Source organism: Amycolatopsis sp. NPDC102522 (assembly GCF_055584485.1).
Genome location: NZ_JBVJLY010000001.1, coordinates 1,162,249 through 1,180,757 on the forward strand (window position 1 = coordinate 1,162,249; position 18,509 = coordinate 1,180,757).

The following is an 18,509-nucleotide window of genomic DNA, read 5'->3' on the forward strand; positions in this document are numbered from 1 at the left end:
CTCGCTAGCGGCGTGAGTGGGCGCGGTCGGCTCGCGTGACCGCCAGCAGGTCCCGCTGGTAGACCACGGAACCGTCGGCGAAGACGAACTGAAGCACCGGCCGCGCCGGGAAACTCCGCCCCAGGTACTGCGCGGACACCGAACGCACCGCCCCCGACGGCATTTCGTCGTAGGTCCGAAAAGGCTGGGCGGGATCCTCGCCCTCCAGCAGCTTCGCCGGATACACGACGGCCAGCCGCCGGTCGGACAGCGTCAGCCGCGCCTCGCCGTGACCACCGGCGAGATGGTCCGCGAGACGCACGGCCGTCTGGTCCGCGGAGCGCGCGACGGCCCAGTAAGCGATCGTCGGGTCGTCGGTCCAGTCGTCTTCGAGGACGTCCGGCGCGGGCAGTGGCCACCGTGTTTTCCCTGTCACCGCAGGGGTTTCTCGCGACGGCGTATAGGGCAGCGTGAGCTCGCCGTCCAGCAGGAGACCCACGTAACCGTGCGCGGGCGGGCAGCCGACGATCAGGCGTTCCCCGGGCGCGAGCCAGAACTGGTGCAGCTCCCGTTCGACGATCTCGTCGACGGTCTTCGCGGTCAGCGGCGTGTTCTCCATCAGCTCACCGTCACCGAGTGCAGCCAGGCGAACTGCCGCGGATCGTCGCAGTCGAACAGGAAATCCATCCCCGATCCGTCCATAAAGGACGCGCGAAGACACGGGCGCCGCTTCTTGCCGTGCTCGGCCACCGCGAAACCGGCGATCGACTCGCGCGGGATCTCGGTGCGCGGCACCATCTCGTGCCGCGCGATCGGGACGCCCTCGGCGTTCTCGCCATACGTCTTCGTCGTCATGATCGCGGCGATCTCCTTGCCGGTCTTCACCACGCCCTTGCCGAATCCGATCGCCTTCGACATGAACGTCTTTTCGGCGGGCTTCGGCGGTTCCGGCGGGACGACCTTCTCCAGCACCAGCAGCCGCGTGCTTGTCAGCGCCCAGAGCCGCGAAAGCGAGCCGCTGGTGGACAGCTCCCGCACCGCCGCGTGCGCGATGCCGCCCTGCTCACCGAGCACGATGACTTGCGGTGACGGCGGATTCGACGCGCCACTGTCGTCGCCACCGCCCAGCGCGGCGCCGACCATGTCGCCGGCGAAGTTCGCCGCGCCCGAGCCGAGTTTGCCCAGCACGCTCTTCTTCGGCACACCCCAGGGATCGAGGCCGCGTACGTCGTAGTTCAGCGTGCGGCCGTACGCGGCCCACAGCAACCTTTCGCCCGGGTGCAGCGAAGGCAGGGCCTGCGACGCGGCCCCGAGCGGGTAGCCGAGATTCATTCTTCGATCGTGAACCCTCTGTCGGTCGCCGCGCGGCGCTCTTCTTCCGACGACGAATCCTGCGACTCGTTGTAGCCGGCCTTGACGCCTTGCTCGACGCCCAGTTCGCCCAGGTTACCGGCACTGCCGCGGAAGGCGGCCTTGCCGACGCTGGTCGTCCCGCTCATGCCCATCGCCCGCAGCCCGGCCTCGGTGAGGTTCGTGGTGAGGGCGTCCGAGCCCTCGCCGCCGACGCCGAACCGGTCCGCGAACTTGTTGGCGGTCTTGGAGGCCCCGGTCGCCGGGTTGGCCTTCGTGACGATCTTGGCGAGGGGGTTCTTGTCGATCTGGTCGGCGAGCCGCTTCTGCAGCCAGTTGCCGTCTCGCAGGCCTTCAGCACGCTCGACGACCTTCTTGAGCGGCCCGTTGCGGAGCATCTTCAGGATGTCTTCGAGCTTCTCGATCAAGGGCTTGAGCTTGCCGAGCAGCTGCTTGACCTTCATCCCGAGCCGCCCGCCGGTCACCGCGACCTGACCGGCCGTGGCCGCGCCCGCCGCGCCGACCGAGGCGCCCGCCGTGATCCACGAGGCGGCCAGCGCGGCCAGCCACTCGATGATCAGGCCCATCACCAGTTCTTGGATGATGTCGATGACGATCTCGACGAACGCGTCGAACAGGTCGGCGGCGATCTCCAGGATCTGCTGCAGCCCGCGGACGTCGTTCGCGAACGCCTTGGCGCCGCCCGAGAACTCGGTCATCTGGCCGCGGAAAGCATCGCCCGCGTCGCCCTTCCAAGGCTCCTTGGTGGCCTCGGCCCGCTTCTGCTCGTGCTCGGCGACGCCGTCGAGCCATTTCGCCGTCTGTTCCCAGCCCTTGGCGGTGCTGCGCATCTGCTCGGGGTCGCCGATCGCGGGCTCCAGCACCAGTTCGACCAGCGGGCTGATCACGATCCCGATCAGGAAGCCGAGTCCGTTGTCCAAAAAGGACTGTCCGGGGCTCATCACGAGCTGGAGCTGTTCCATCCGCGCGTGTACGGCCGCGATCGCGACGTCCGGCGGGCTGCTCGCCCTGGCGACCTCCGAAGACGTGCTGACCCACGAGCTGCCGTAGCCGCCGTTCTGCTCCCAGTACCCCTTGCGGCCGGAGTCGCCCGCGCTGTTGAGGTCACCGAGGCTGCCGGGGCCGCTGCCGCCGTCGTCCAGTCCGGCGCCGAGCCCGGTGATGGCTTCGGCGGTGCCCTGGTTGTGGTCGACGTAGGTCTTCGCCGCGGTGGTGGTCTTGTCGGCGATCTGGTCCATGAAGGACTTCGCCTGCTCGGCGAGGTCCTGGCACTCCTGCAGACCCTCGAAGTACTTGAACGCCATCAGCTCGCCGAGCGGGCCGAAGCAGTCGTCCGAGACCCTGGCCTGCTCCAGCAGGCTCGCGAGGCTGCCGAAGTTCCCCGATGCCTCTTTGGACCCCGTCGCGTGCGCGGTGAGGGCGTCGGTCTGTACGCCGAAGCCGGTCATGAGTCCCTCCGCAGGATCGGGCCGCCGAAGTCTTCGTCGTCGGAGGGAGCGGGGCGCGCCGGACGCTGGGTGCGGACGGGCTGCTGTTGCACGGGCGAAGCCGGTCCGGCGAGGGATTCCGCGGGCGGGGGAGCACTCGGCCCGAGCGGTTCGACATGGGCGTTGAACGCCTCTTTGAACTGTTCCGCGCGGTCGCCGAGGATCGGCTGGACGGCCTGCTGCATCGCGGCCGCCGCCTGCTGCGTCGCTTCCCTGATCGCTTTCAGGATGTCCTGCTGCAGCGCGGTGTGCGTGCGGTTCATCGCCTTGGGGGACAGCTGGAGTCCCAGCAGCGCGCCGGACGGGGCGACGGTCACCGTCACCGAGCCGTCGGCGTTGCGCGCGGAACCGCGCAGCCCGGCGATCTTGTCCTTCAGTTCCGCTGCTTTGGCGGCCTGCTCCTGAAACGACCGGATGGCCGCGTCGAGCTTGGCTTCCTGGTCAGCCATCAGTTCCTCTCAACCCGGGGACGGACGGGATCGTGTCCGTGCACCCGGGTGAGACGAAGGGGGTAGTGCGCTCGTTCCCTAGATCGGCAGTTTCCGGAAGATCGGCCGGGGGATGTGCCGCAGGGCCGACATGACCAGGCGGAACGGCGCGGGCGACCACACCAGTTCCTTGCCCGCGCGGGAGGCGGCGACCGAGGTCTCGGCGACCTGCTCGGCGTCGACCGTCAGCGGGGCGTCCTTGAGGCCTTCGGTCATCTTGGTCCGGACCTGGCCGGAGCGGACGACGGTGATCTGCACGCCGAACTCGGCCAGCGCCTCGCCGAGGCCCAGGTAGAAGCCGTCGAAACCGGCCTTGGAGGAGCCGTAGACGAAGTTCGACCGGCGGACCCGCTCACCGGCGACCGATGACAGCGCGATGATCTTGCCGTGCCCCTGCTTCTTGAGCTTGTCGGCCAGCGCGACGCCCACCGAAACCGCGGCCGTGTAGTTCACGGTCGCCGCCTCGACGGCCTTCGCATGGTCCTGCCACAGCTCTTCCTGGTCGCCGAGGAGGCCGAACGCGACGACGGTGACGTCGATGTCGCCGCCCTCGAACGCCTTGTCCAGCACGGCGGGGTGGGTGTCCGTCGCCTTGGCGTCGAAGTCCACAGTGGATACCTCGGCGCCCTTGTCCTTCAGGCGCTGCGCGGCCGCGTCGAGCCGGGAGGACTGGCGTCCGGCCAGCACGACCCGGAGGGGGCGCTCGGCCAGGTACTTCTCCGCGATCGCGAGCGCGATGTCGGAGGTGCCGCCGAGCAGCAGCAGGGACTGGGGGTTGCCCACAGCGTCGATCACAGTTCCAACCTTCGGGACATGTCAGAGGCGAAAACGCCTTCGGGGTCAATGGAAGCGCGGACCTTGCGCCATTCCTCGAGCCGCGGGTACATCTTCGCGAAGTTCTCCGCGGAGGTGCGCGAGTCCTTCGCCGTGTACAGACGGCCGCCGATCGCGAGCACGTCTTCGTCGAGTTCCTGGCAGAACCGGCTCAGCCCGTCCTTGATCGGGAAGTCGAGGCAGACCATCCAGCCGGGGTGCGGGAACGACAGCGGCGCCGCGTTGCCCTCGCCCATCTGCTTGAACACGTTGAGGAACGACACGTGCCCGGAGTCCGCGACCTTCTGGATGATCCGGCGCAGCGGCTCGTGCGCGTTCAGCGGCGTGCTGAACTGGTACTGCAGGAAACCCTTGGTGCCGTACGCGCGGTTCCACTCGCCGAAGAGATCCAACGGGTGATAGAACGCCGTCAGGCTCTGGATCTGGTCGCGCGCGTTCTTCGCGGTCTTGCGGTAGTACAGCTCGCCGACCATGGAGAACGACAGCTTGTTCGCCAGCCCGTTCGGGAACACGTCCGGCAGGGTCGCGAGGGTGCCCGGGTTGAACTTGAGCGGGTCGGCCCGCAGCTTGGGCGGCAGTTCGTCGAGTTTGGCGAGCGAACCGCGCTGGAAGGCGGCGCGGCCGAGCTTCGCACCTCGGGAGATCGAGTCGAACCAGCCGGACGAGTACGTGTAGTTGTCCTCGGAGCCGTCGGTGACCAGCGCCAGGGTCTCGTCGAGGTTCGCCGTGCGCTGGATGTCGGCCTTGAAGTAGGCCGTCTCCGTCTTCGTCATCTGGATCTTGGCCCGGACGATGATCCCGGTCAGGCCGATGCCGGCGACGGTCGCCCAGAACAGCTCCGAGTCGGGGCCGTCCGGCGTGATCGTGCGCACCTGCCCGTCGGCGGTGACCAGGTCCATCGACACCACGTGGTTGCCGAAGCTGCCCGCCGAGTGGTGGTTCTTGCCGTGGATGTCGTTGGCGATCGCGCCGCCGATGGTCACCTGGCGCGTACCCGGCAGCACCGGGACCCACAGGCCGTACGGCAGGCCCTCGCGCATCAGCTTGTCGAGGCTGACCCCGGCGTCGAGGTCGACGATGCCGGAGTCCGGGTCGATCGAGTGGATGCGGTCCAGCGCGGTCATGTCGACGACCAGGCCGCCCGCGTTCTGCGCCGGGTCGCCGTAGGACCGGCCGAGACCGCGCGCGATGACGCCGCGTTCCCCGGCCTGGGTCACCGCCTTGGCGATGGCCTCCACGTCGGGGGTGCTCAGGACGTCCGCGATGCTCGGCGACGTCCTTGCCCAGCCCATGAGCGACTGCCGCTGTGTCGTTGGCCGCTGTGTCTTGGGTGATTGGGTCACGCCGACCAGGGTAACCACGCCGAACACTGCCCGGAACGTGACCCTGAAGTGCTCGCTTCTACACTTTGGGCACCAGCCCCAGCAGTTTATGAGGTAGAGCAGTGGTGGCGACCGACCCGCAAGCCGGTTCGACGGCGGCAGCGCCGTCCTCTCCTGGGCTGCTCGGGCAGCTCATCCGCTTCGCGCTCGTCGGCGGCTTCTGCGCCCTGGTCGATTTCGGCGTCTACCAGGGGCTCCGTGCCCTGGGAATGGACGCGACGCCGTGGGTGGACGTCGCCCGCGCGTTCAGTTTCATCGTGGGCACCACGACGGCCTTCTTCCTGAATCGCAAGTTCACCTTCGCCGGTGGACGCCAGGAAGGCGCACGTCAGATCGGTAGCTTCGTACTCCTGTACGCCGTGACTTTCCTCGTCGCAGTCGGCGTCAACCGCACGATGCTGCACGTTCTGCCGGACTCGGCCTGGAAGGCCACTTTCGGTTGGGTCGTTTCGCAGGCAACCGCGACCGTGATCAATTTCGTCATGCTCAAGTGGGTCGTTTTCCGTGAGCCCCGCGCCACCGCCATAAGCACAGAGGAGAACTGAGGATTCATGCCCGGTAAAGCCGCCGTCACCGGAGAGGCCCCGAGCGCCATGGTGAGCACTATCGACGACACCCGCTTCGCGGAACGCACCCCGCAGGGCCGTCTCACCGCGCAGCGCGGGCTCTATGCCGGCCCGGCCCCCATCGTCAGCAAGGACCTCTACGCCGAACTCGAATGGGGCAGTGCCGTGCGCGAACGCGCGGGCATCGCCATCGAGCCGGCGTCGAAGGTGTCCGGCAACACCTACTTCGGGCGCTTCCCCGCGAGCTACTGGCAGCGCTGGACCGACGTGACCGAGGTCGCGGTCGAGGCCGTCGTCACCGGTGACGGGCAGCTGTCCGTCGGCGCTTCCGACATCGAGGGTGACGCGCGTGTGGTCGCCGCCGAGATCGTCGCGGGCGCGAAGCAGCGGAAGGTGACGCTCACCGCGAAGCTCGACAAGTTCTACGACGGCGGCGCGCTCTGGCTCGACATCGAGACCGAGGGCGGCCAGTCGCTGCGCGTCGAGAACGTCCGCTGGACGGTCGAAGCGCCGGAGAAGATCCGCCCGACCGCGGTGACCATCTGCACGATGAACCGCGCCGACGACTGCCTGTCGAACCTGCAGGCGCTCGCCGCCGACGTCTCCTCGCTGGAGACGCTCGACGCGATCTACGTCGCCGACCAGGGTACCGACCTCGTCGAGTCGCGCGATGGCTTCGAGCAGGTCACGAAGGACCTCGGCGACAAGCTGCACTACATCAAGCAGCCGAACCTCGGCGGCGCCGGCGGGTTCACCCGCGGCCTCTACGAGGTCGCCGGGCACACCGAGACCGAGCACGCGAACGTCCTGTTCATGGACGACGACGTGCTGCTCGAGCCGGATCTGGTGATCCGCATGACCGCGTTCTCCAACCGCACGGTCAACCCGGTCATCGTCGGCGGGCAGATGCTGAACCTGCTGCACCCGAACCAGCTGCACGTCGGCGCCGAATACGCCCGGCTGAACACGCTGGAGCCCGGTCAGCCGGTCACGCACTCGCTCTCGACCGCCGACCTGCTCGGCGTCGACGAGGAGACCCTCAAGCCGAACCGCCAGGAACGCCGCCTCGACGCCGGGTACAACGGCTGGTGGTCGTGCCTGATCCCGTACGAGGTCGTCAAGGCCACGGGCTACCCGCTGCCGTTCTTCTTCCAGTGGGACGACGCGGAGTACAGCTACCGCGCACGGGGCGCGGGCTTCCCCACGGTCACCCTTCCGGGCGCCGGCGTCTGGCACGCCGACTTCCACTGGAAGGACTGGGACGAGTGGCACCGCTACTTCAACCTGCGGAACTCGATCATCACCGCCGCGCTGCACTCGCCGTTCAACCTGAACCTGCTCTCGCGCGTGCTCATCGCGCAGCTGGTCCGGTACCTGCTCGGCATGCAGTACGGCCTGTCCGCCACGCTGATCAAGGCCGTCGAGGACTTCCTCGAAGGGCCGGAGGTCCTGCGTGACGGCGGCGTCGCCGCGATGAAGGAGATCCGCCGGATCCGCGACGAGTACCCCGAGACCAAGCGGCACAAGGCCACCGACGTCCCGGGTATCGCGTCGAACGACATCGGCATCATCAACAGCGCGCCGCGGCCCAGCATGCAGCGTCTGGTGCTGATCAAGCGGATCCTCGACCGGGTGCTCGGCCGCAGCCGTCACTCGCTCGGCGCGATCCCGATCGACGAAGCGCACTGGTGGCACGTCGCGACCTTCGACACCGCCGTCGTCACCGACGCTTCGCAGGAGGGTGTGCGGGTCCGCTCGTACGACCGCGTGAAGATGTTCGAGCTGGCCCGGAAGGGTGCGAAGACGATCCAGCGCCTCCGCAAGGAAGGCGCGGCGGTGCAGGAGCAGTACAAGCGCTCCATGCCCGAGCTGACGTCGCGGGACAACTGGAAGCGGCTCTACGAGCTTTAGTCCGCTTCGCTTCAGCGAGTGAGATGAACGGGACTTTCATGGCAAAATTCGCCATGAAAGTCCCGTTCATCTCGTTTTTGGGCACCCCACGGCAAGGTGAAGTAAGGGTAGCCTTACTCGTATGACGGATCCGGTCGCCCGAGCCCAAGCCCTCGCCGATGACGTTCTCTTCCCGGCAGCCGCCGAAGTCGACCTCAAGGGCGAAGTCCCTTCGAGCCACTTCGACGCCCTCGCCGCCGAAGGCTTCTACGGCCTCGCGGCACCCAAGGAAGCCGGCGGCCCCGGCGTCGACCTCCCGACGATCGTCGGAGTCCTCGAAGCCCTGGCGGGCGGCTGCCTCAGCACGATGTTCACCTGGGTCCAGCACCACGGCCTGGTCGCCGGGCTGTCTCTCACCGACCGCGCGGACCTGCGCGAGCGCTACCTCCCGGCGCTGATCGCCGGCGAACTCAAGGCGGGCGCCTCGTTCGCCGCGGTGATCCCGACCCCGCCGAGGCTGCGCGCGGAACGTGTCGAGGGCGGCTACCTGCTCGACGGCGAGGCCCCGTTCGTCAGCGGCTGGGGCGTCATCGACCTGCTCCAGCTCTGCGCCAGGGACGGCGACACCGTCGTCAGCGCGATCATCGACCCGGTGGCGGGGGAGCAACTGGAGGTCCAGCCGCTCGACCTCGTCGCGGCGCAGGGCACGTCCACCGTGCACCTGGCCTTCACCCGCTACTTCGTGGCCGACGACCGCGTCTACGGAAAGACCCCGCACGCCGACTTCGTCGCGGGCAACACCTTCCCGTCCCGGCTCAACGGCTGCGCGCCGCTCGGCCTGGCCGCCCGCGCCGCCCGGCTCGTCGAAGACCTCGGGAAGGCCGACGTCGCCGCCGGGATCAGGGCCGAGATCGTCGCCGTCCGTGAGCGGCTCGACGCGGCCCTCGCCGACCCGCCCGCACTGCCCGCGGCCCGGGCGGCCGGCGCGGAACTCGCGTTCCGGGCCGCCGGCGCACTGGTCGCGGCCAACGGCAGCACGTCGGTCCTCGCCGGACGACACCCCCAGCGGCTCGTCCGGGAAGCCACCTTCCTGCTCGTCGCCGCCAGCCGCCCGGAGATCAAGTCGGGACTCCTGGAGCTCTTCTCGCGGGACTAGTGGAGCCCGAACACCCGGGTCTTGCGGTTCAGGTCGTCGATGTAGGCGGCCGCGACGTGGGTGAAGTTGATCGCCACCTCGGAGTCGTCACTGGTCTGGATCGTCTGGACCGAACCGGTGCGGACGAAATGTGAGAGGTCCTTGGTCAGCCGTTCGGTTTCTTCCGTCGTGAGCGCGAAGAGCAGCGGCTCCCCACCGGTGGCGAGATGGAGCACGAGCGCGGGTTTCTGGTCTGCCATGAACCCATGGCACCAGCCTTGATCACGGCCGGGCAAGCGGGTTCGCTCCGGGCGTACCGGGCGCGTGGACTACGTTCATCCCGACGAACAAGACACCCGCGGGGGGAAAAGGCGATGCCGCATTCGTTCTCGCTGTCGCTGGCGGCGGTGGACATCCTGCTCGAACACGGCCGGTTCGGCCCGGCGCCGGTCCCGTTCGACGTCCCGCACATCGGCACCACGACCGATCAGCGCGCGCTGGTGCGCGACGCTGTCTTCCGCGATCTCGAAGGCCGCGGCCTGATGCGCGGCGGCAGACTCGACGCCGACGTCGAACTCGCGATCGCCACGTTCGTCAAACCGCAGCTCGCCGTCTGGGCGGTCGCGCAGCTGGAGAAGGACAAGCAGCTGTTCGCGAGGTCGGCGACGAACGGCCAGTTCGCGGTCGTCGTGCGCCAGGAAGAAAACCTGCTCGTGTTCGAAGAGACCAGGCCGACCGCGATCGTCGCGTCGATTGTCGACCTGCTGCCGCTCACCCCGGCGGGACCGGGCCAGTCCGTCACCATCGCGAAGCCGGCGAGCGCGCCGAAGCGGCCTCGCAACGACGACGCGTACGACCCCTTCGCCAAGGTCAGCGGGCCCCGCTCCCACGGGTCGAACCCGCAGCAACGCCACGTGGAGCGGATCTTCGAGAAGTCGAAGACGCGGGTGGGCCAGTTCAGCGTGTTCATCCGCGGCGGCCAGGTCTTCCCGCCGCTGGCGTGGTTCGACACCGAAGCGGGCCGGTTCATGATGACCTCGCGACAGGCGGCCGACGGGCAAAGTTGGCTGACCTATGCTCCGGCCGACAACGCGAGGATCGCGCAGCAGCTGTATGCCCAGCTCGAAGGCCAGTTCTGAACCAGCGGGAACCGGTCTGACGACCGTTTCGTCACAGTTCGGGCGCGTACTGCGATGATCGGCGAATAGGCTCGATCCTCGTTGCGCTGAGTGTTCGGCTAGTAGACTGCCGGGCGGTACGCACGGGCGAGCAGACGATGCAGTGGGGCGGACGATGGCTTTCGAAGCGGACGGCGGACAGGCGGCACCGAACTTCTCGATCGGCGCGGCCGTGGGCGCGGCGGCCAACTACGTCGCGGCGGGTGGCCTGAACCAGGCCGCGATCGCCAAGGTCAGCGCCGAGACGCAGAAGCTGGTCTCGGCCGCCAAGAGCGGCGGCTTCAAGATCAGCGAAGAGGGCGTCAAGCCGCTTCGTGAAGCCCTGGCGAACATGTCGGAAGAGCTCAGAGAGCTGAAGATCAAGACCATGGCGCTCAACGACGCGCCGCAGCTGGGTGGCCACCCCTACGGCAAGGCTGTCGCTGCCCACGACCACAAGGGCGCCGCCCAGTCGGCCAACTCCGCGAGCGCGGTCATCGGACAGTTCGAGCAGGTGGTCAAGGACGCCGACGAGGCGCTGGCCAGGGCCGCCGGACTGTACAAGGGTGTCGAAGACCAAGCGATCGACGCCACCAAGAAGATTCAGGCCTGAGGACGATGAAGAAGCTCTACGTGGTGCCGCTCGCCGCGGCCGCCCTGGTACTGACCGCGTGCTCCGGCGAGAAGCCGGGGAACGCCAGTCCCGCGCCGTCGGTCCCTCCCGCGCAGTCGAGCGCGTCCAGCGCCCCGGCCACGTCCGGTGGGAACACGGCGTCGATCGACCCGTGTTCGCTCGTCAGCGCGGCGGACTTGGCGTCCTATGGCACCTTCAAGCCGCCGACCAGCGAAAACGCGGGCGGGGCCCGTCTCTGCACGCTGAGCAAGGAAGCGGCGACAGTCGCCGAAAGCCTTTCGATCGGTGTCGGTGTCCGTGACACGCAGGGTCTCGACACGGTGAGCGACGCCGGCAACGGCAAGACCAACGGCAACGTCAACGGCCGCAAAGCGGTACTCGCACCCAGGCCTCCGGGTGGGTGCCTGATGGCTCTCGAACTTACGGCGTCGGCGCGGGTCGACGTCCTGATCGCGGGCGAAGACACCGAGAAGGCCTGCGGGATCGCCGAGAAGGTCGCAGACCTCGTCGAACCGAAGCTTCCGAAGGGCTAAGGGGGAATCAGGATGACCACGAAGACACCGAACCTGAGCGAGAAGCAGGTCTCCGACCTTTCGCCCGCGGCGCGTGACACGTACTTCCAGCAGAAGGCCCAGGAGGGCGTCGACCCCAGCGACGGCTGGCTTTTCGGCGCGGTCAAGCAGTTCATGGCCTCCGGGAAGGCGCACCAGCAGTCCCAGGAGGTCGGCGACAAGAACGTCGATCAGCTGACCAAGGACGGCGAGGTCAAGTACGTCGAGGGGCTGGAGCCGTCGAACGCGGATTACCAGGGCTACGACCACGACAAGCTCGAACAGTTCGTCAACAGCAACTTGAACGTCGAGCAGGTCACCGAGGTCTCCACGGCGTATCACGACCTGCACAAGGCGTTCAACACCTTCTCGACGACCATGGACAAGGCGGTCGGCTCGTCGCAGGGCACCTGGGAAGGTGACGCGGCGGGCAACGCGCAGGGCTACTTCAAGAGCCTCAGCAAGTGGTCCGAGGCGAACTCCCAGAACGCGAAGCTCGCCTCCGAGACGATCTACGACCAGGGCACCGCGGCTTCCACCGTGAAGAACACGATGCCCAAGCCGATCCCCTTCAACTGGAAGGAAGAGGTCGGTGGCTGGGTGACGTCGAACCCGTTCAACCTGGGCGACAACATCGACAAGTCCATCCAGAAGCAGAAGGACAGCCAGGACGCGCACACCGAGGCCGCCTCGGCCATGCACAACTACGACAAGGCCCTGTACGACGCCGCGTCGAAGCAGCCGTCGTTCGCCGAGCCGCCGAAGTTCGGCGTGGACGGCGGCGGTAACGGTGAGGACCCGGGCAAGTCCGGTCGCTACGAGGTGCCGCCCGGCTCGAGCACCCCTGGCTCCAACCACCCCGGCAACACCTACATCCCGCCCGGCAGCGGTGGTGGAGGCAACGGCGGCGGTGGCGGCGGAGGCGGTGGCTCCGTCATCCCGCCGGGCTCCGGCAACATCCCCGGCCCGGGCAGCAGCACGGGTGCGGGCAGCATCCCTTCGAGCACGACACCGTCGGGCTTCCTGGGCAACCAGCCGCCGGTCAGCACGCCCGGCCCGAACAACAACATGAACGGCATGCCGATGAGCCCCATGCCGATGTCGCCCATGATGGGCGGCGGCATGGGTGACTCGGAGTACAACGGACGAGGCGGCCGGAGCGGCGGCGGTAGCGGCTTCGGGCCCGGTGGCGGTTCGGGCTCGACGCCCGGTTCGGGTTCCGCGTCCGGCGCGGCCCGTCCCGGTGGTGTCGGCGCCGCCGAAGCGGCGGCAGGCCGCGGTATGGGCGGCCTCGGCGGTGGCGCCGCCGGCCGTGGCGGACCCGGTATGGGCGGCGGCATGGGTGGCCGCGGTCAGCAGTCGGAAGGGGACGAGGACACCGAGCACCAGCGTCCGACGTACCTCGTCGAGGGCGACCCGGACGAGGTCTTCGGCACCGACATGCGCACCGCGCCGCCGGTCATCGGCGAATAGACAGACGAAAAAGGGGCCCCTCGCACGAGCGAGGGGCCCCTTTTTCGTCTGACTCAGTAGCGGTAGAACTTTTCCTTGCGGCCCTGGCGCACCAGCTTCAGCCACTGCAGGAAAGCCTTGGGGTCCCGCTTCACCCCGACGAAATACAGCCCGAACCGCACCACTTCGAGCGCGCCGATCTTGCGCATGCCCGGCTGCGACAGCAGGTATCCGCGGTTGCGGTAGGTGTAGTAGCGCTTGACCTCGTTTTCCGGGTCCTGCGCGTGGAACCGGCCGCCCAGCATCGGCTTGAACTCGTCCGAGCCGTCCGGGTGCAGGTACGCGGTCTTCAGCGAGGTGCCGAACGGCAGCCCCGAACGCACCAGGCGCCGGTGCAGTTCGACCTCGTCGCCGCGGAAGAACAGCCGCAGGTCCGGCACGCCGACGACGTCCAAAGTGGACGCACGGAACAGCGCGCCGTTCATCAGCGAGGCGATGCCGGGCAGGAAGTCGACGCCCAGTTCCGACGACGAACGCTTCCAGGTCAGCCCACGCCGCAACGGGAACGCGAGCTTGTCCGGCGCGTCGATGTTGGACACCACGGGGGAGATCTCGGCCAGATCCCGCTTTTCGGCCTCGTCCAGCAGGATCGCGAGGACGTTCTCGTCGGCGGGACGGCCGTCGTCGTCGGCCAGCCAGACCCAGTCCGCGCCCAGCGAAAGCGCGTGCAGCATGCCGAGCGCGAACCCGCCCGCGCCACCGAGGTTGCGGTGCGAAGGCAGGTACGTGAAGGGAAGCGGGTAGCTCTCGACGATGTCCCGCGCCGACTTGTCCGGCCCGTTGTCGACCACGACGAGGTGGTCGACCGGCCGCGTCTGCGCGGCGATCACCTTGAGCGAGTCCGCGAGCAGTTCCCGCCGATGGCGCGTGACGACCACGCCGACGACCGCGCCTTCGGGCAACTGCCGGGTCTCGCTGGTCATCCTTGACCGCCGTTCGTCAGCGACACCGTCTCGGGTTCGACGCCGAACCGCTCCAGCGTCTCCTTGCTCATGTTCTCGAACGGGTCGCGCCCCTTGTAGCCGGTGAGCACGTCACGCAGCGAACCGCGCTGCTTGACGTGTCCCTCGTCCATCCAGATCGCGGAATCGCAGAGCTCGAAGAGGAACTCGTCGGAGTGGCTGGCGAACACCAGGATGCCGGACCGCTTCACCAGATCCTTCAGCCTGTCCTTGGCCTTGTTGAGGAACGCCGCGTCGACCGCGCCGATGCCCTCGTCGAGGATCAGGATCTCCGGGTCGATCGAGGTGACCACACCCAGCGCCAGCCGCACGCGCATACCCGTGGAGTACGTCCGCAGCGGCATCTGCAGGTAGTCGCCGAGTTCGGTGAACTCCGCGATGTCGTCGATGCGGGCTTCCATCTGCTTCGCGGTCATCCCGAGGAACAGACCGCGGACGATGATGTTCTCCAGCCCGGAGATCTCCGGGTCCATGCCGATGCCGAGGTCGAAGACCGGCGCGATCTTGCCCGAGATCTTCGCCGAGCCGCGGGTGGGCTCGTAGATCCCCGACAGCAGTCGCAGCAGGGTCGACTTCCCGGCACCGTTGTGGCCGACCAGTCCGACGCGGTCGCCCTGCTTCAGCGAGAGCGTCACGTCGTGGAGGGCTTCGATGATCGGCACCTTGCTCTCGGTGCCGATCTTGCCGCCGACCTTGCCCAGCACGCGCTTCTTCAGCGAGCGGGTCTTCGCGTCGAAGATCGGGAAGTCGACGTAGGCGTTGTGCACATCAATGCTGACCATCTGTCACACCCAATAAGAGACGCGGGAACGGTAATTGCGCATCGCGACCAGCGCGAGGATCCAGCCGATGACGGTGATGCCGAGCACCACGTACCAGCTGTTGATGCTGACTTCCTGCCCGATCAGCGGCGCGCGCACGATCTGGATGAAGTGGAACAACGGGTTGCCGTGGACGAACGGCAGCGCCCACGAGGTGTTCGCACGGGCGCCGCCCGCCAGCAGTTGGTCGATCGGCCACACGATCGGCGTCAGGTAGAAGAGCAGCTGGATGATCGAGCTGATCACCTGCGGGATGTCGCGGTAGCGGGTCGAGATGATGCCGAGCAGCAGCGTGACCCAGCCGGCGTTCAGCGCGAGCATGAAGAAGCCGGGGATCGCGGTGAGCGAGTACCAGCCGATGCCGGGGTGGCAGATGCCGGAGTAGCCCGGATTGCAGTTGCCGGTGTTCAGTGAGTACGGATGGTTGAGCGCGGTGTAGAAGATCGCCACGACGATCACGTAGACGATCAGGTTGTGCATCAGCATCAGGGTCTGACGCCACACCGTGCGCAGCACGTAGACCGACAGCGGCGCCGGGAGCTGTTTGATCAGCCCCTCGTTGGAGATGAAGGTCTCCATGCCCTCGGACAGGCAGCCGCTGATGAAGCCCCAGATGATGAACCCGGTGCTGATGTAGGGCAGGAACGTCGCCGTCGGCATGCCGAACAGCTGTGAGTACAGGAGTCCCAGGCCCAGCGCGATGACACCCTGGCTGATGGTGATCCAGAACGGGCCGATCACCGAGCGGCGATAGCGCTGCTTGATGTCCTGCCAGCCGAGGTGTCCCCACAGCTCTTTGGCGGCGAACCCGGTCTTGATGTCGGCGAACGCCCGCGAAAAGGTCTTGCTGTCCGAAATCGGCGGAACCGAGGTCGGCGCAGCACCGTCGGGGGCGTGAACCGTGCTGGTGGCATGCACGGGAACGAGGGTACCGATGGGGCCGATCGGGCCTGGGCCGCCCCGTCCCGACCACGGAAAGCTACCGTCGGCTTCGCACCCGAACGCGGTGCGTGTGCTGGTACTTTGTGCCCTCATGACTGCTGCACTCGGCGACGCGAGCCTGATGGTCAATCTGCTCGCCGCATACGCCGACCGGCCGGAGCCCCGTTCGGTGGCCGTGGTCGGGAATCAGCCGCTGCCGCCGGACTCCCGGCGGGCGAAGGCCATCGACGCCTGCGACCTCGTGATCAGGGTCAACGGCTTCGTCGTGGACGAGCCAGGCGGCCCGGAAGCCGTCGGCAGCCGGGTGCACGTCGTCGTGTTCAACCGCGCCGTCCGCGCCACGAAACACGTCTTCCGTGACTACCGCAAACGGCTCTATCTGCTGGTCGAGCCGGGGCGGATGCACTGGGAGCCCGAAGACCTCCCGGGCTGGTGGCCCGGCGACCTCGGTTACGTGCCGGTGCCGAACCGCGAGGTCGTCCTGCCGCTCTCGGACGCGCTCGGCCTGCCGAGCCGCGAACAGGGCCTGTGGTCGACCACCGGGACGCTGGCCGCCTGGATCGCGCGCACGTCGTTCCCGCACGCCAACCTGGTCCTGTCCGGCTTCTCGTTCATCGACAACCCGGACCAGACTCACTGGGAGCACGCGGCGGGCGATTCCTGCATCGTCGGACCCGAGCACCAGATCGCCGCCGAGGGCAGGCTGCTGGACTCCTGGACGAAGACCGGCGAAACCGAACTCCTGCGCTGAACCGCAGCCAGCTCACCCCGAGAAGGAACCACCCATGGCAGTGCAGAAAATCCGCAGCGGAGTGATCGGCCGGATCGCCCGGCTCATCGACTTCCGGATCGACGAGCGGCTCCGTGACCTCAACGGGCGCGTCAACGACCTCGAACACGCCACCGCGGACCACCGCCGACGGCTCGACGGCGCGGAGGGCAGCCTCGAGCACACGCGCGGCGACCTGCGCTGGACCCGCGCCGAGCTGGACCGCCTGATCCCGAGCGTCGCGGCCCAGGAGGCCCAGCTGGAGGACCTGCGCGAGTCGCTGTCGCTGCCGGCGCACGCCGACAAGCCCGAACTGGCCGAGGCGCGCAGCCTGATCCAGGAGATCCAGCGCCAGCACGCCCAGATCCGCGTCCGGCTGGCCGGGATCGCCCGCTACGAGGACCGGCTGCGCCGTCTCGAGGATCAGCAGCGCGAGACCGTCGACCAGGTTCAGTGACCGTGCTGGCCCGCGAGGCCACGGAGGCCGACGCCGGGCTGCTGCTGGACTGGCGGAACGACCCGCGCACCCGCCAGGCCTCGCGGTCGACCGGCGTCATCGCGCTCGACGAGCATTCGGCCTGGCTGCGCGGTGTGCTCGGCTCGGCCGAAAGGAAGCTGTACGTCGTCGAACTCGACGGGATCCCGGTCGGCACCGTCCGGTTCGATCGCGAGGACGACGGCGTCTGGGAGGTCAGCATCACCCTCGCGCCGGAAAGCCGGGGCCGCGGGTTGTCGGGCTCGGTCCTGGCGGAGGGCGAGCGGGCTTTCACCGCCGGTCACCGAGCGCGGGTCGTGGTGGCGGCCGTGCACCAGGACAACGCGGCTTCGGCCGCACTCTTCGACCGGGCCGGATACGCCGAGACCGCGCCTGGCGTCGACGGTTTCCGGCGGTTGAGTAAGACTGTGTCCTGACCAGACCGTCGTCAGGGAGGCGTTTCGTTTGATGTCCGCACAGGAAGTCCGGATCGGCGCGCACCGCATCGGAGCCGGGCATCCGCCGTTCGTCATCGCCGAAATGTCCGGTAACCACAACGGTGAACTGGACCGGGCCCTGGAGATCGTCGACGCGATCGCCGAAACCGGCGCGCAGGCGGTCAAGCTGCAGACCTACCGGCCGGACACGATCACCATCGACGTCGACACCCCCGCTTTCCGGGTCAGCGACTCGCATTCACTGTGGGGCGGCGAGAACCTCTACAAGCTCTACGAGCGTGCCCACACCCCGTGGGAGTGGCACGAGCCGCTTTTCGAGCGCGCCCGCGCCCGCGGTCTCGAGATCTTCTCCAGCCCGTTCGACCCCACCGCGGTCGACCTGCTGAAGTCGCTGGACGCGCCCGCGTACAAGATCGCGTCGTCGGAGATCGTCGACCTGCCGCTGATCGAACTGTGCGCGAAGACCGGCAAACCGCTGATCATCTCGACCGGGATGGCGAGCGTCGCCGAGATCGACGCGGCCGTCCGGACGGCGCGTGAGGCGGGCAACGACCAGCTCATCGTGCTCGGCTGCACCGCCAGCTACCCGGCGTCGCCCGCCGAGAGCAACCTGCGTGGCCTGCCCGTCCTGGCGGGCGTGACCGGAACGCTCGTCGGTTTGTCCGACCACACGCCCGGCATCGGCGCCCCTCTCGCCGCCGTCGCGCTCGGCGCCGTCGCCATCGAAAAGCACGTGACGCTGGCCAGGAACGACGGCGGCGTCGACTCGGAGTTCTCGCTGGAGCCCGCCGAGCTGGCCGCGTTGGTGACCGAGTCGCATCGCGCGTGGGAGGCGCTGGGCGCCGCCGTGATCGGGCCGCGCGAGAGCGAGAAGGAAGGCCTGCGGCTCCGGCGTTCCCTTTACGTCGTCGAGGATGTGCGCGCCGGGGACACCGTGACGCGGGAGAACGTCCGCTCGATCCGGCCCGCCGGTGGGCTGGCGCCCGCCGAGATCGTGAACGTGCTCGGCCGCACGTTCGCTTCCGACGTCCCGAAGGGCACCGCGCTCACCTGGGGCCTGATCTAGCGGAATTGTCGGGGTGGGCTGGCACCATCG

Annotated in this window: 21 protein-coding genes; 11 read left to right on the forward strand and 10 right to left on the reverse strand. The window is 68.2% G+C overall.

The genetic code is table 11. The features are described from left to right. Positions 1 to 4 precede the first annotated feature (4 nt). The 6 genes from ACZ6YV_RS05275 to ACZ6YV_RS05300 all read right to left on the reverse strand — a co-directional run bounded on the left by ACZ6YV_RS05275 (position 5) and on the right by ACZ6YV_RS05300 (position 5,451). The gene (locus ACZ6YV_RS05275) at positions 5 to 598 is read right to left on the reverse strand and encodes a hypothetical protein (RefSeq protein WP_465508405.1); all 594 of its coding nucleotides are present in this window, start codon (positions 596 to 598) and stop codon (positions 5 to 7) included. Further along, on the reverse strand, positions 598 to 1,311 hold the full coding sequence (locus ACZ6YV_RS05280; protein ID WP_465508406.1) for a hypothetical protein: 714 nt from the start codon (positions 1,309 to 1,311) through the stop codon (positions 598 to 600). The genes ACZ6YV_RS05275 and ACZ6YV_RS05280 overlap by 1 nt, the downstream gene beginning before the upstream one ends. Then, positions 1,308 to 2,798, reverse strand: a complete 1,491-nt coding sequence (locus tag ACZ6YV_RS05285; protein WP_465508407.1) for a WXG100 family type VII secretion target — start codon at positions 2,796 to 2,798, stop codon at positions 1,308 to 1,310. Before ACZ6YV_RS05285 ends, ACZ6YV_RS05280 begins: the two co-directional genes overlap by 4 nt. Beyond that, positions 2,795 to 3,286 (reverse strand): YbaB/EbfC family nucleoid-associated protein, encoded by a 492-nt coding sequence (locus tag ACZ6YV_RS05290; protein WP_465508408.1) that lies wholly within the window; start codon positions 3,284 to 3,286, stop codon positions 2,795 to 2,797. The genes ACZ6YV_RS05285 and ACZ6YV_RS05290 overlap by 4 nt, the downstream gene beginning before the upstream one ends. Before the next feature lie 78 nt (positions 3,287 to 3,364). Further along, the gene (locus ACZ6YV_RS05295) at positions 3,365 to 4,120 is read right to left on the reverse strand and encodes a decaprenylphospho-beta-D-erythro-pentofuranosid-2-ulose 2-reductase (RefSeq protein ID WP_465508409.1); all 756 of its coding nucleotides are present in this window, start codon (positions 4,118 to 4,120) and stop codon (positions 3,365 to 3,367) included. Continuing rightward, a complete protein-coding gene (locus tag ACZ6YV_RS05300; protein WP_465508545.1) occupies positions 4,117 to 5,451 on the reverse strand; it encodes an FAD-binding protein in 1,335 nt (444 codons plus the stop codon). The genes ACZ6YV_RS05295 and ACZ6YV_RS05300 overlap by 4 nt, the downstream gene beginning before the upstream one ends. A gap of 152 nt (positions 5,452 to 5,603) precedes the next feature. Between ACZ6YV_RS05300 and ACZ6YV_RS05305 the strand changes: the two genes are divergently transcribed. The 3 genes from ACZ6YV_RS05305 (at position 5,604) to ACZ6YV_RS05315 (ending at position 9,153) form a co-directional block, all read left to right on the forward strand. Next, a complete protein-coding gene (locus ACZ6YV_RS05305; RefSeq protein WP_465508410.1) occupies positions 5,604 to 6,086 on the forward strand; it encodes a GtrA family protein in 483 nt (160 codons plus the stop codon). A 6-nt stretch (positions 6,087 to 6,092) separates the two neighbouring features. Further along, positions 6,093 to 8,018 (forward strand): glycosyltransferase, encoded by a 1,926-nt coding sequence (locus ACZ6YV_RS05310; protein WP_378238166.1) that lies wholly within the window; start codon positions 6,093 to 6,095, stop codon positions 8,016 to 8,018. Between the two features lie 121 nt (positions 8,019 to 8,139). Then, complete coding sequence (locus ACZ6YV_RS05315; protein WP_465508411.1) at positions 8,140 to 9,153, forward strand: acyl-CoA dehydrogenase family protein; 1,014 nt, start codon at positions 8,140 to 8,142, stop codon at positions 9,151 to 9,153. On the opposite strand, the gene ACZ6YV_RS05320 is transcribed toward ACZ6YV_RS05315, so the two are convergent. Beyond that, positions 9,150 to 9,392, reverse strand: coding sequence for a hypothetical protein (locus ACZ6YV_RS05320; protein ID WP_378238169.1), 243 nt, complete (start codon positions 9,390 to 9,392; stop codon positions 9,150 to 9,152). The genes ACZ6YV_RS05315 and ACZ6YV_RS05320 overlap by 4 nt on opposite strands. Positions 9,393 to 9,506: 114 nt before the next feature. Here ACZ6YV_RS05320 and ACZ6YV_RS05325 point away from each other — a divergent pair, with 114 nt between their 5' ends. From ACZ6YV_RS05325 to ACZ6YV_RS05340, 4 genes are all read left to right on the forward strand, one after another. After that, entirely contained in the window at positions 9,507 to 10,271 is a 765-nt protein-coding gene (locus tag ACZ6YV_RS05325) for an ESX secretion-associated protein EspG (RefSeq protein WP_465508412.1), read from the forward strand. A 154-nt stretch (positions 10,272 to 10,425) separates the two neighbouring features. Next, complete coding sequence (locus tag ACZ6YV_RS05330) at positions 10,426 to 10,902, forward strand: hypothetical protein (RefSeq protein WP_378238171.1); 477 nt, start codon at positions 10,426 to 10,428, stop codon at positions 10,900 to 10,902. 5 nt (positions 10,903 to 10,907) lie between these two features. Next, complete coding sequence (locus ACZ6YV_RS05335) at positions 10,908 to 11,456, forward strand: DUF3558 family protein (RefSeq protein ID WP_465508413.1); 549 nt, start codon at positions 10,908 to 10,910, stop codon at positions 11,454 to 11,456. 12 nt (positions 11,457 to 11,468) lie between these two features. Then, the gene (locus ACZ6YV_RS05340; protein ID WP_465508414.1) at positions 11,469 to 12,947 is read left to right on the forward strand and encodes a hypothetical protein; all 1,479 of its coding nucleotides are present in this window, start codon (positions 11,469 to 11,471) and stop codon (positions 12,945 to 12,947) included. Between the two features lie 53 nt (positions 12,948 to 13,000). Here ACZ6YV_RS05340 and glfT1 read toward each other — a convergent pair whose 3' ends face one another. The 3 genes from glfT1 to wzm are packed head-to-tail and all read right to left on the reverse strand — an operon-like array spanning position 13,001 to position 15,687. Beyond that, positions 13,001 to 13,909, reverse strand: a complete 909-nt coding sequence (gene glfT1, locus ACZ6YV_RS05345; RefSeq protein ID WP_378238174.1) for a galactofuranosyltransferase GlfT1 — start codon at positions 13,907 to 13,909, stop codon at positions 13,001 to 13,003. Beyond that, positions 13,906 to 14,730, reverse strand: coding sequence for a galactan export ABC transporter ATP-binding subunit Wzt/RfbE (gene wzt, locus ACZ6YV_RS05350; protein ID WP_378238175.1), 825 nt, complete (start codon positions 14,728 to 14,730; stop codon positions 13,906 to 13,908). Before wzt ends, glfT1 begins: the two co-directional genes overlap by 4 nt. Before the next feature lie 3 nt (positions 14,731 to 14,733). Then, entirely contained in the window at positions 14,734 to 15,687 is a 954-nt protein-coding gene (gene wzm, locus ACZ6YV_RS05355; protein WP_465508415.1) for a galactan export ABC transporter permease subunit Wzm/RfbD, read from the reverse strand. 145 nt (positions 15,688 to 15,832) lie between these two features. On the opposite strand from wzm, the gene ACZ6YV_RS05360 reads away from it, so the two are divergent. From ACZ6YV_RS05360 to pseI, 4 genes are read left to right on the forward strand one after another with little or no spacing between them, the layout of a single operon-like run. Further along, entirely contained in the window at positions 15,833 to 16,462 is a 630-nt protein-coding gene (locus tag ACZ6YV_RS05360; protein ID WP_465508546.1) for a hypothetical protein, read from the forward strand. A 34-nt stretch (positions 16,463 to 16,496) separates the two neighbouring features. Next, positions 16,497 to 16,937, forward strand: coding sequence for a hypothetical protein (locus tag ACZ6YV_RS05365; RefSeq protein ID WP_465508416.1), 441 nt, complete (start codon positions 16,497 to 16,499; stop codon positions 16,935 to 16,937). Continuing rightward, positions 16,934 to 17,392, forward strand: a complete 459-nt coding sequence (locus tag ACZ6YV_RS05370) for a GNAT family N-acetyltransferase (protein WP_465508417.1) — start codon at positions 16,934 to 16,936, stop codon at positions 17,390 to 17,392. The genes ACZ6YV_RS05365 and ACZ6YV_RS05370 overlap by 4 nt, the downstream gene beginning before the upstream one ends. 31 nt (positions 17,393 to 17,423) lie before the next feature. Then, a complete protein-coding gene (pseI, locus tag ACZ6YV_RS05375; protein ID WP_465508418.1) occupies positions 17,424 to 18,479 on the forward strand; it encodes a pseudaminic acid synthase in 1,056 nt (351 codons plus the stop codon). Positions 18,480 to 18,509 lie beyond the last annotated feature (30 nt).

Coding starts and splice junctions, on each gene's coding strand:
- ACZ6YV_RS05275 (WP_465508405.1), bottom strand. CDS start 598: ATGGAGAACACGCCGCTGACCGCGAAGACCGTCGACGAGATCGTCGAA.
- ACZ6YV_RS05280 (WP_465508406.1), bottom strand. CDS start 1,311: ATGAATCTCGGCTACCCGCTCGGGGCCGCGTCGCAGGCCCTGCCTTCG.
- ACZ6YV_RS05285 (WP_465508407.1), bottom strand. CDS start 2,798: ATGACCGGCTTCGGCGTACAGACCGACGCCCTCACCGCGCACGCGACG.
- ACZ6YV_RS05290 (WP_465508408.1), bottom strand. CDS start 3,286: ATGGCTGACCAGGAAGCCAAGCTCGACGCGGCCATCCGGTCGTTTCAG.
- ACZ6YV_RS05300 (WP_465508545.1), bottom strand. CDS start 5,451: ATGGGCTGGGCAAGGACGTCGCCGAGCATCGCGGACGTCCTGAGCACC.
- ACZ6YV_RS05310 (WP_378238166.1), top strand. CDS start 6,093: ATGCCCGGTAAAGCCGCCGTCACCGGAGAGGCCCCGAGCGCCATGGTG.
- ACZ6YV_RS05315 (WP_465508411.1), top strand. CDS start 8,140: ATGACGGATCCGGTCGCCCGAGCCCAAGCCCTCGCCGATGACGTTCTC.
- ACZ6YV_RS05320 (WP_378238169.1), bottom strand. CDS start 9,392: ATGGCAGACCAGAAACCCGCGCTCGTGCTCCATCTCGCCACCGGTGGG.
- ACZ6YV_RS05325 (WP_465508412.1), top strand. CDS start 9,507: ATGCCGCATTCGTTCTCGCTGTCGCTGGCGGCGGTGGACATCCTGCTC.
- ACZ6YV_RS05330 (WP_378238171.1), top strand. CDS start 10,426: ATGGCTTTCGAAGCGGACGGCGGACAGGCGGCACCGAACTTCTCGATC.
- ACZ6YV_RS05335 (WP_465508413.1), top strand. CDS start 10,908: ATGAAGAAGCTCTACGTGGTGCCGCTCGCCGCGGCCGCCCTGGTACTG.
- ACZ6YV_RS05340 (WP_465508414.1), top strand. CDS start 11,469: ATGACCACGAAGACACCGAACCTGAGCGAGAAGCAGGTCTCCGACCTT.
- glfT1 (WP_378238174.1), bottom strand. CDS start 13,909: ATGACCAGCGAGACCCGGCAGTTGCCCGAAGGCGCGGTCGTCGGCGTG.
- wzt (WP_378238175.1), bottom strand. CDS start 14,730: ATGGTCAGCATTGATGTGCACAACGCCTACGTCGACTTCCCGATCTTC.
- ACZ6YV_RS05360 (WP_465508546.1), top strand. CDS start 15,833: ATGGTCAATCTGCTCGCCGCATACGCCGACCGGCCGGAGCCCCGTTCG.
- ACZ6YV_RS05365 (WP_465508416.1), top strand. CDS start 16,497: ATGGCAGTGCAGAAAATCCGCAGCGGAGTGATCGGCCGGATCGCCCGG.
- pseI (WP_465508418.1), top strand. CDS start 17,424: ATGTCCGCACAGGAAGTCCGGATCGGCGCGCACCGCATCGGAGCCGGG.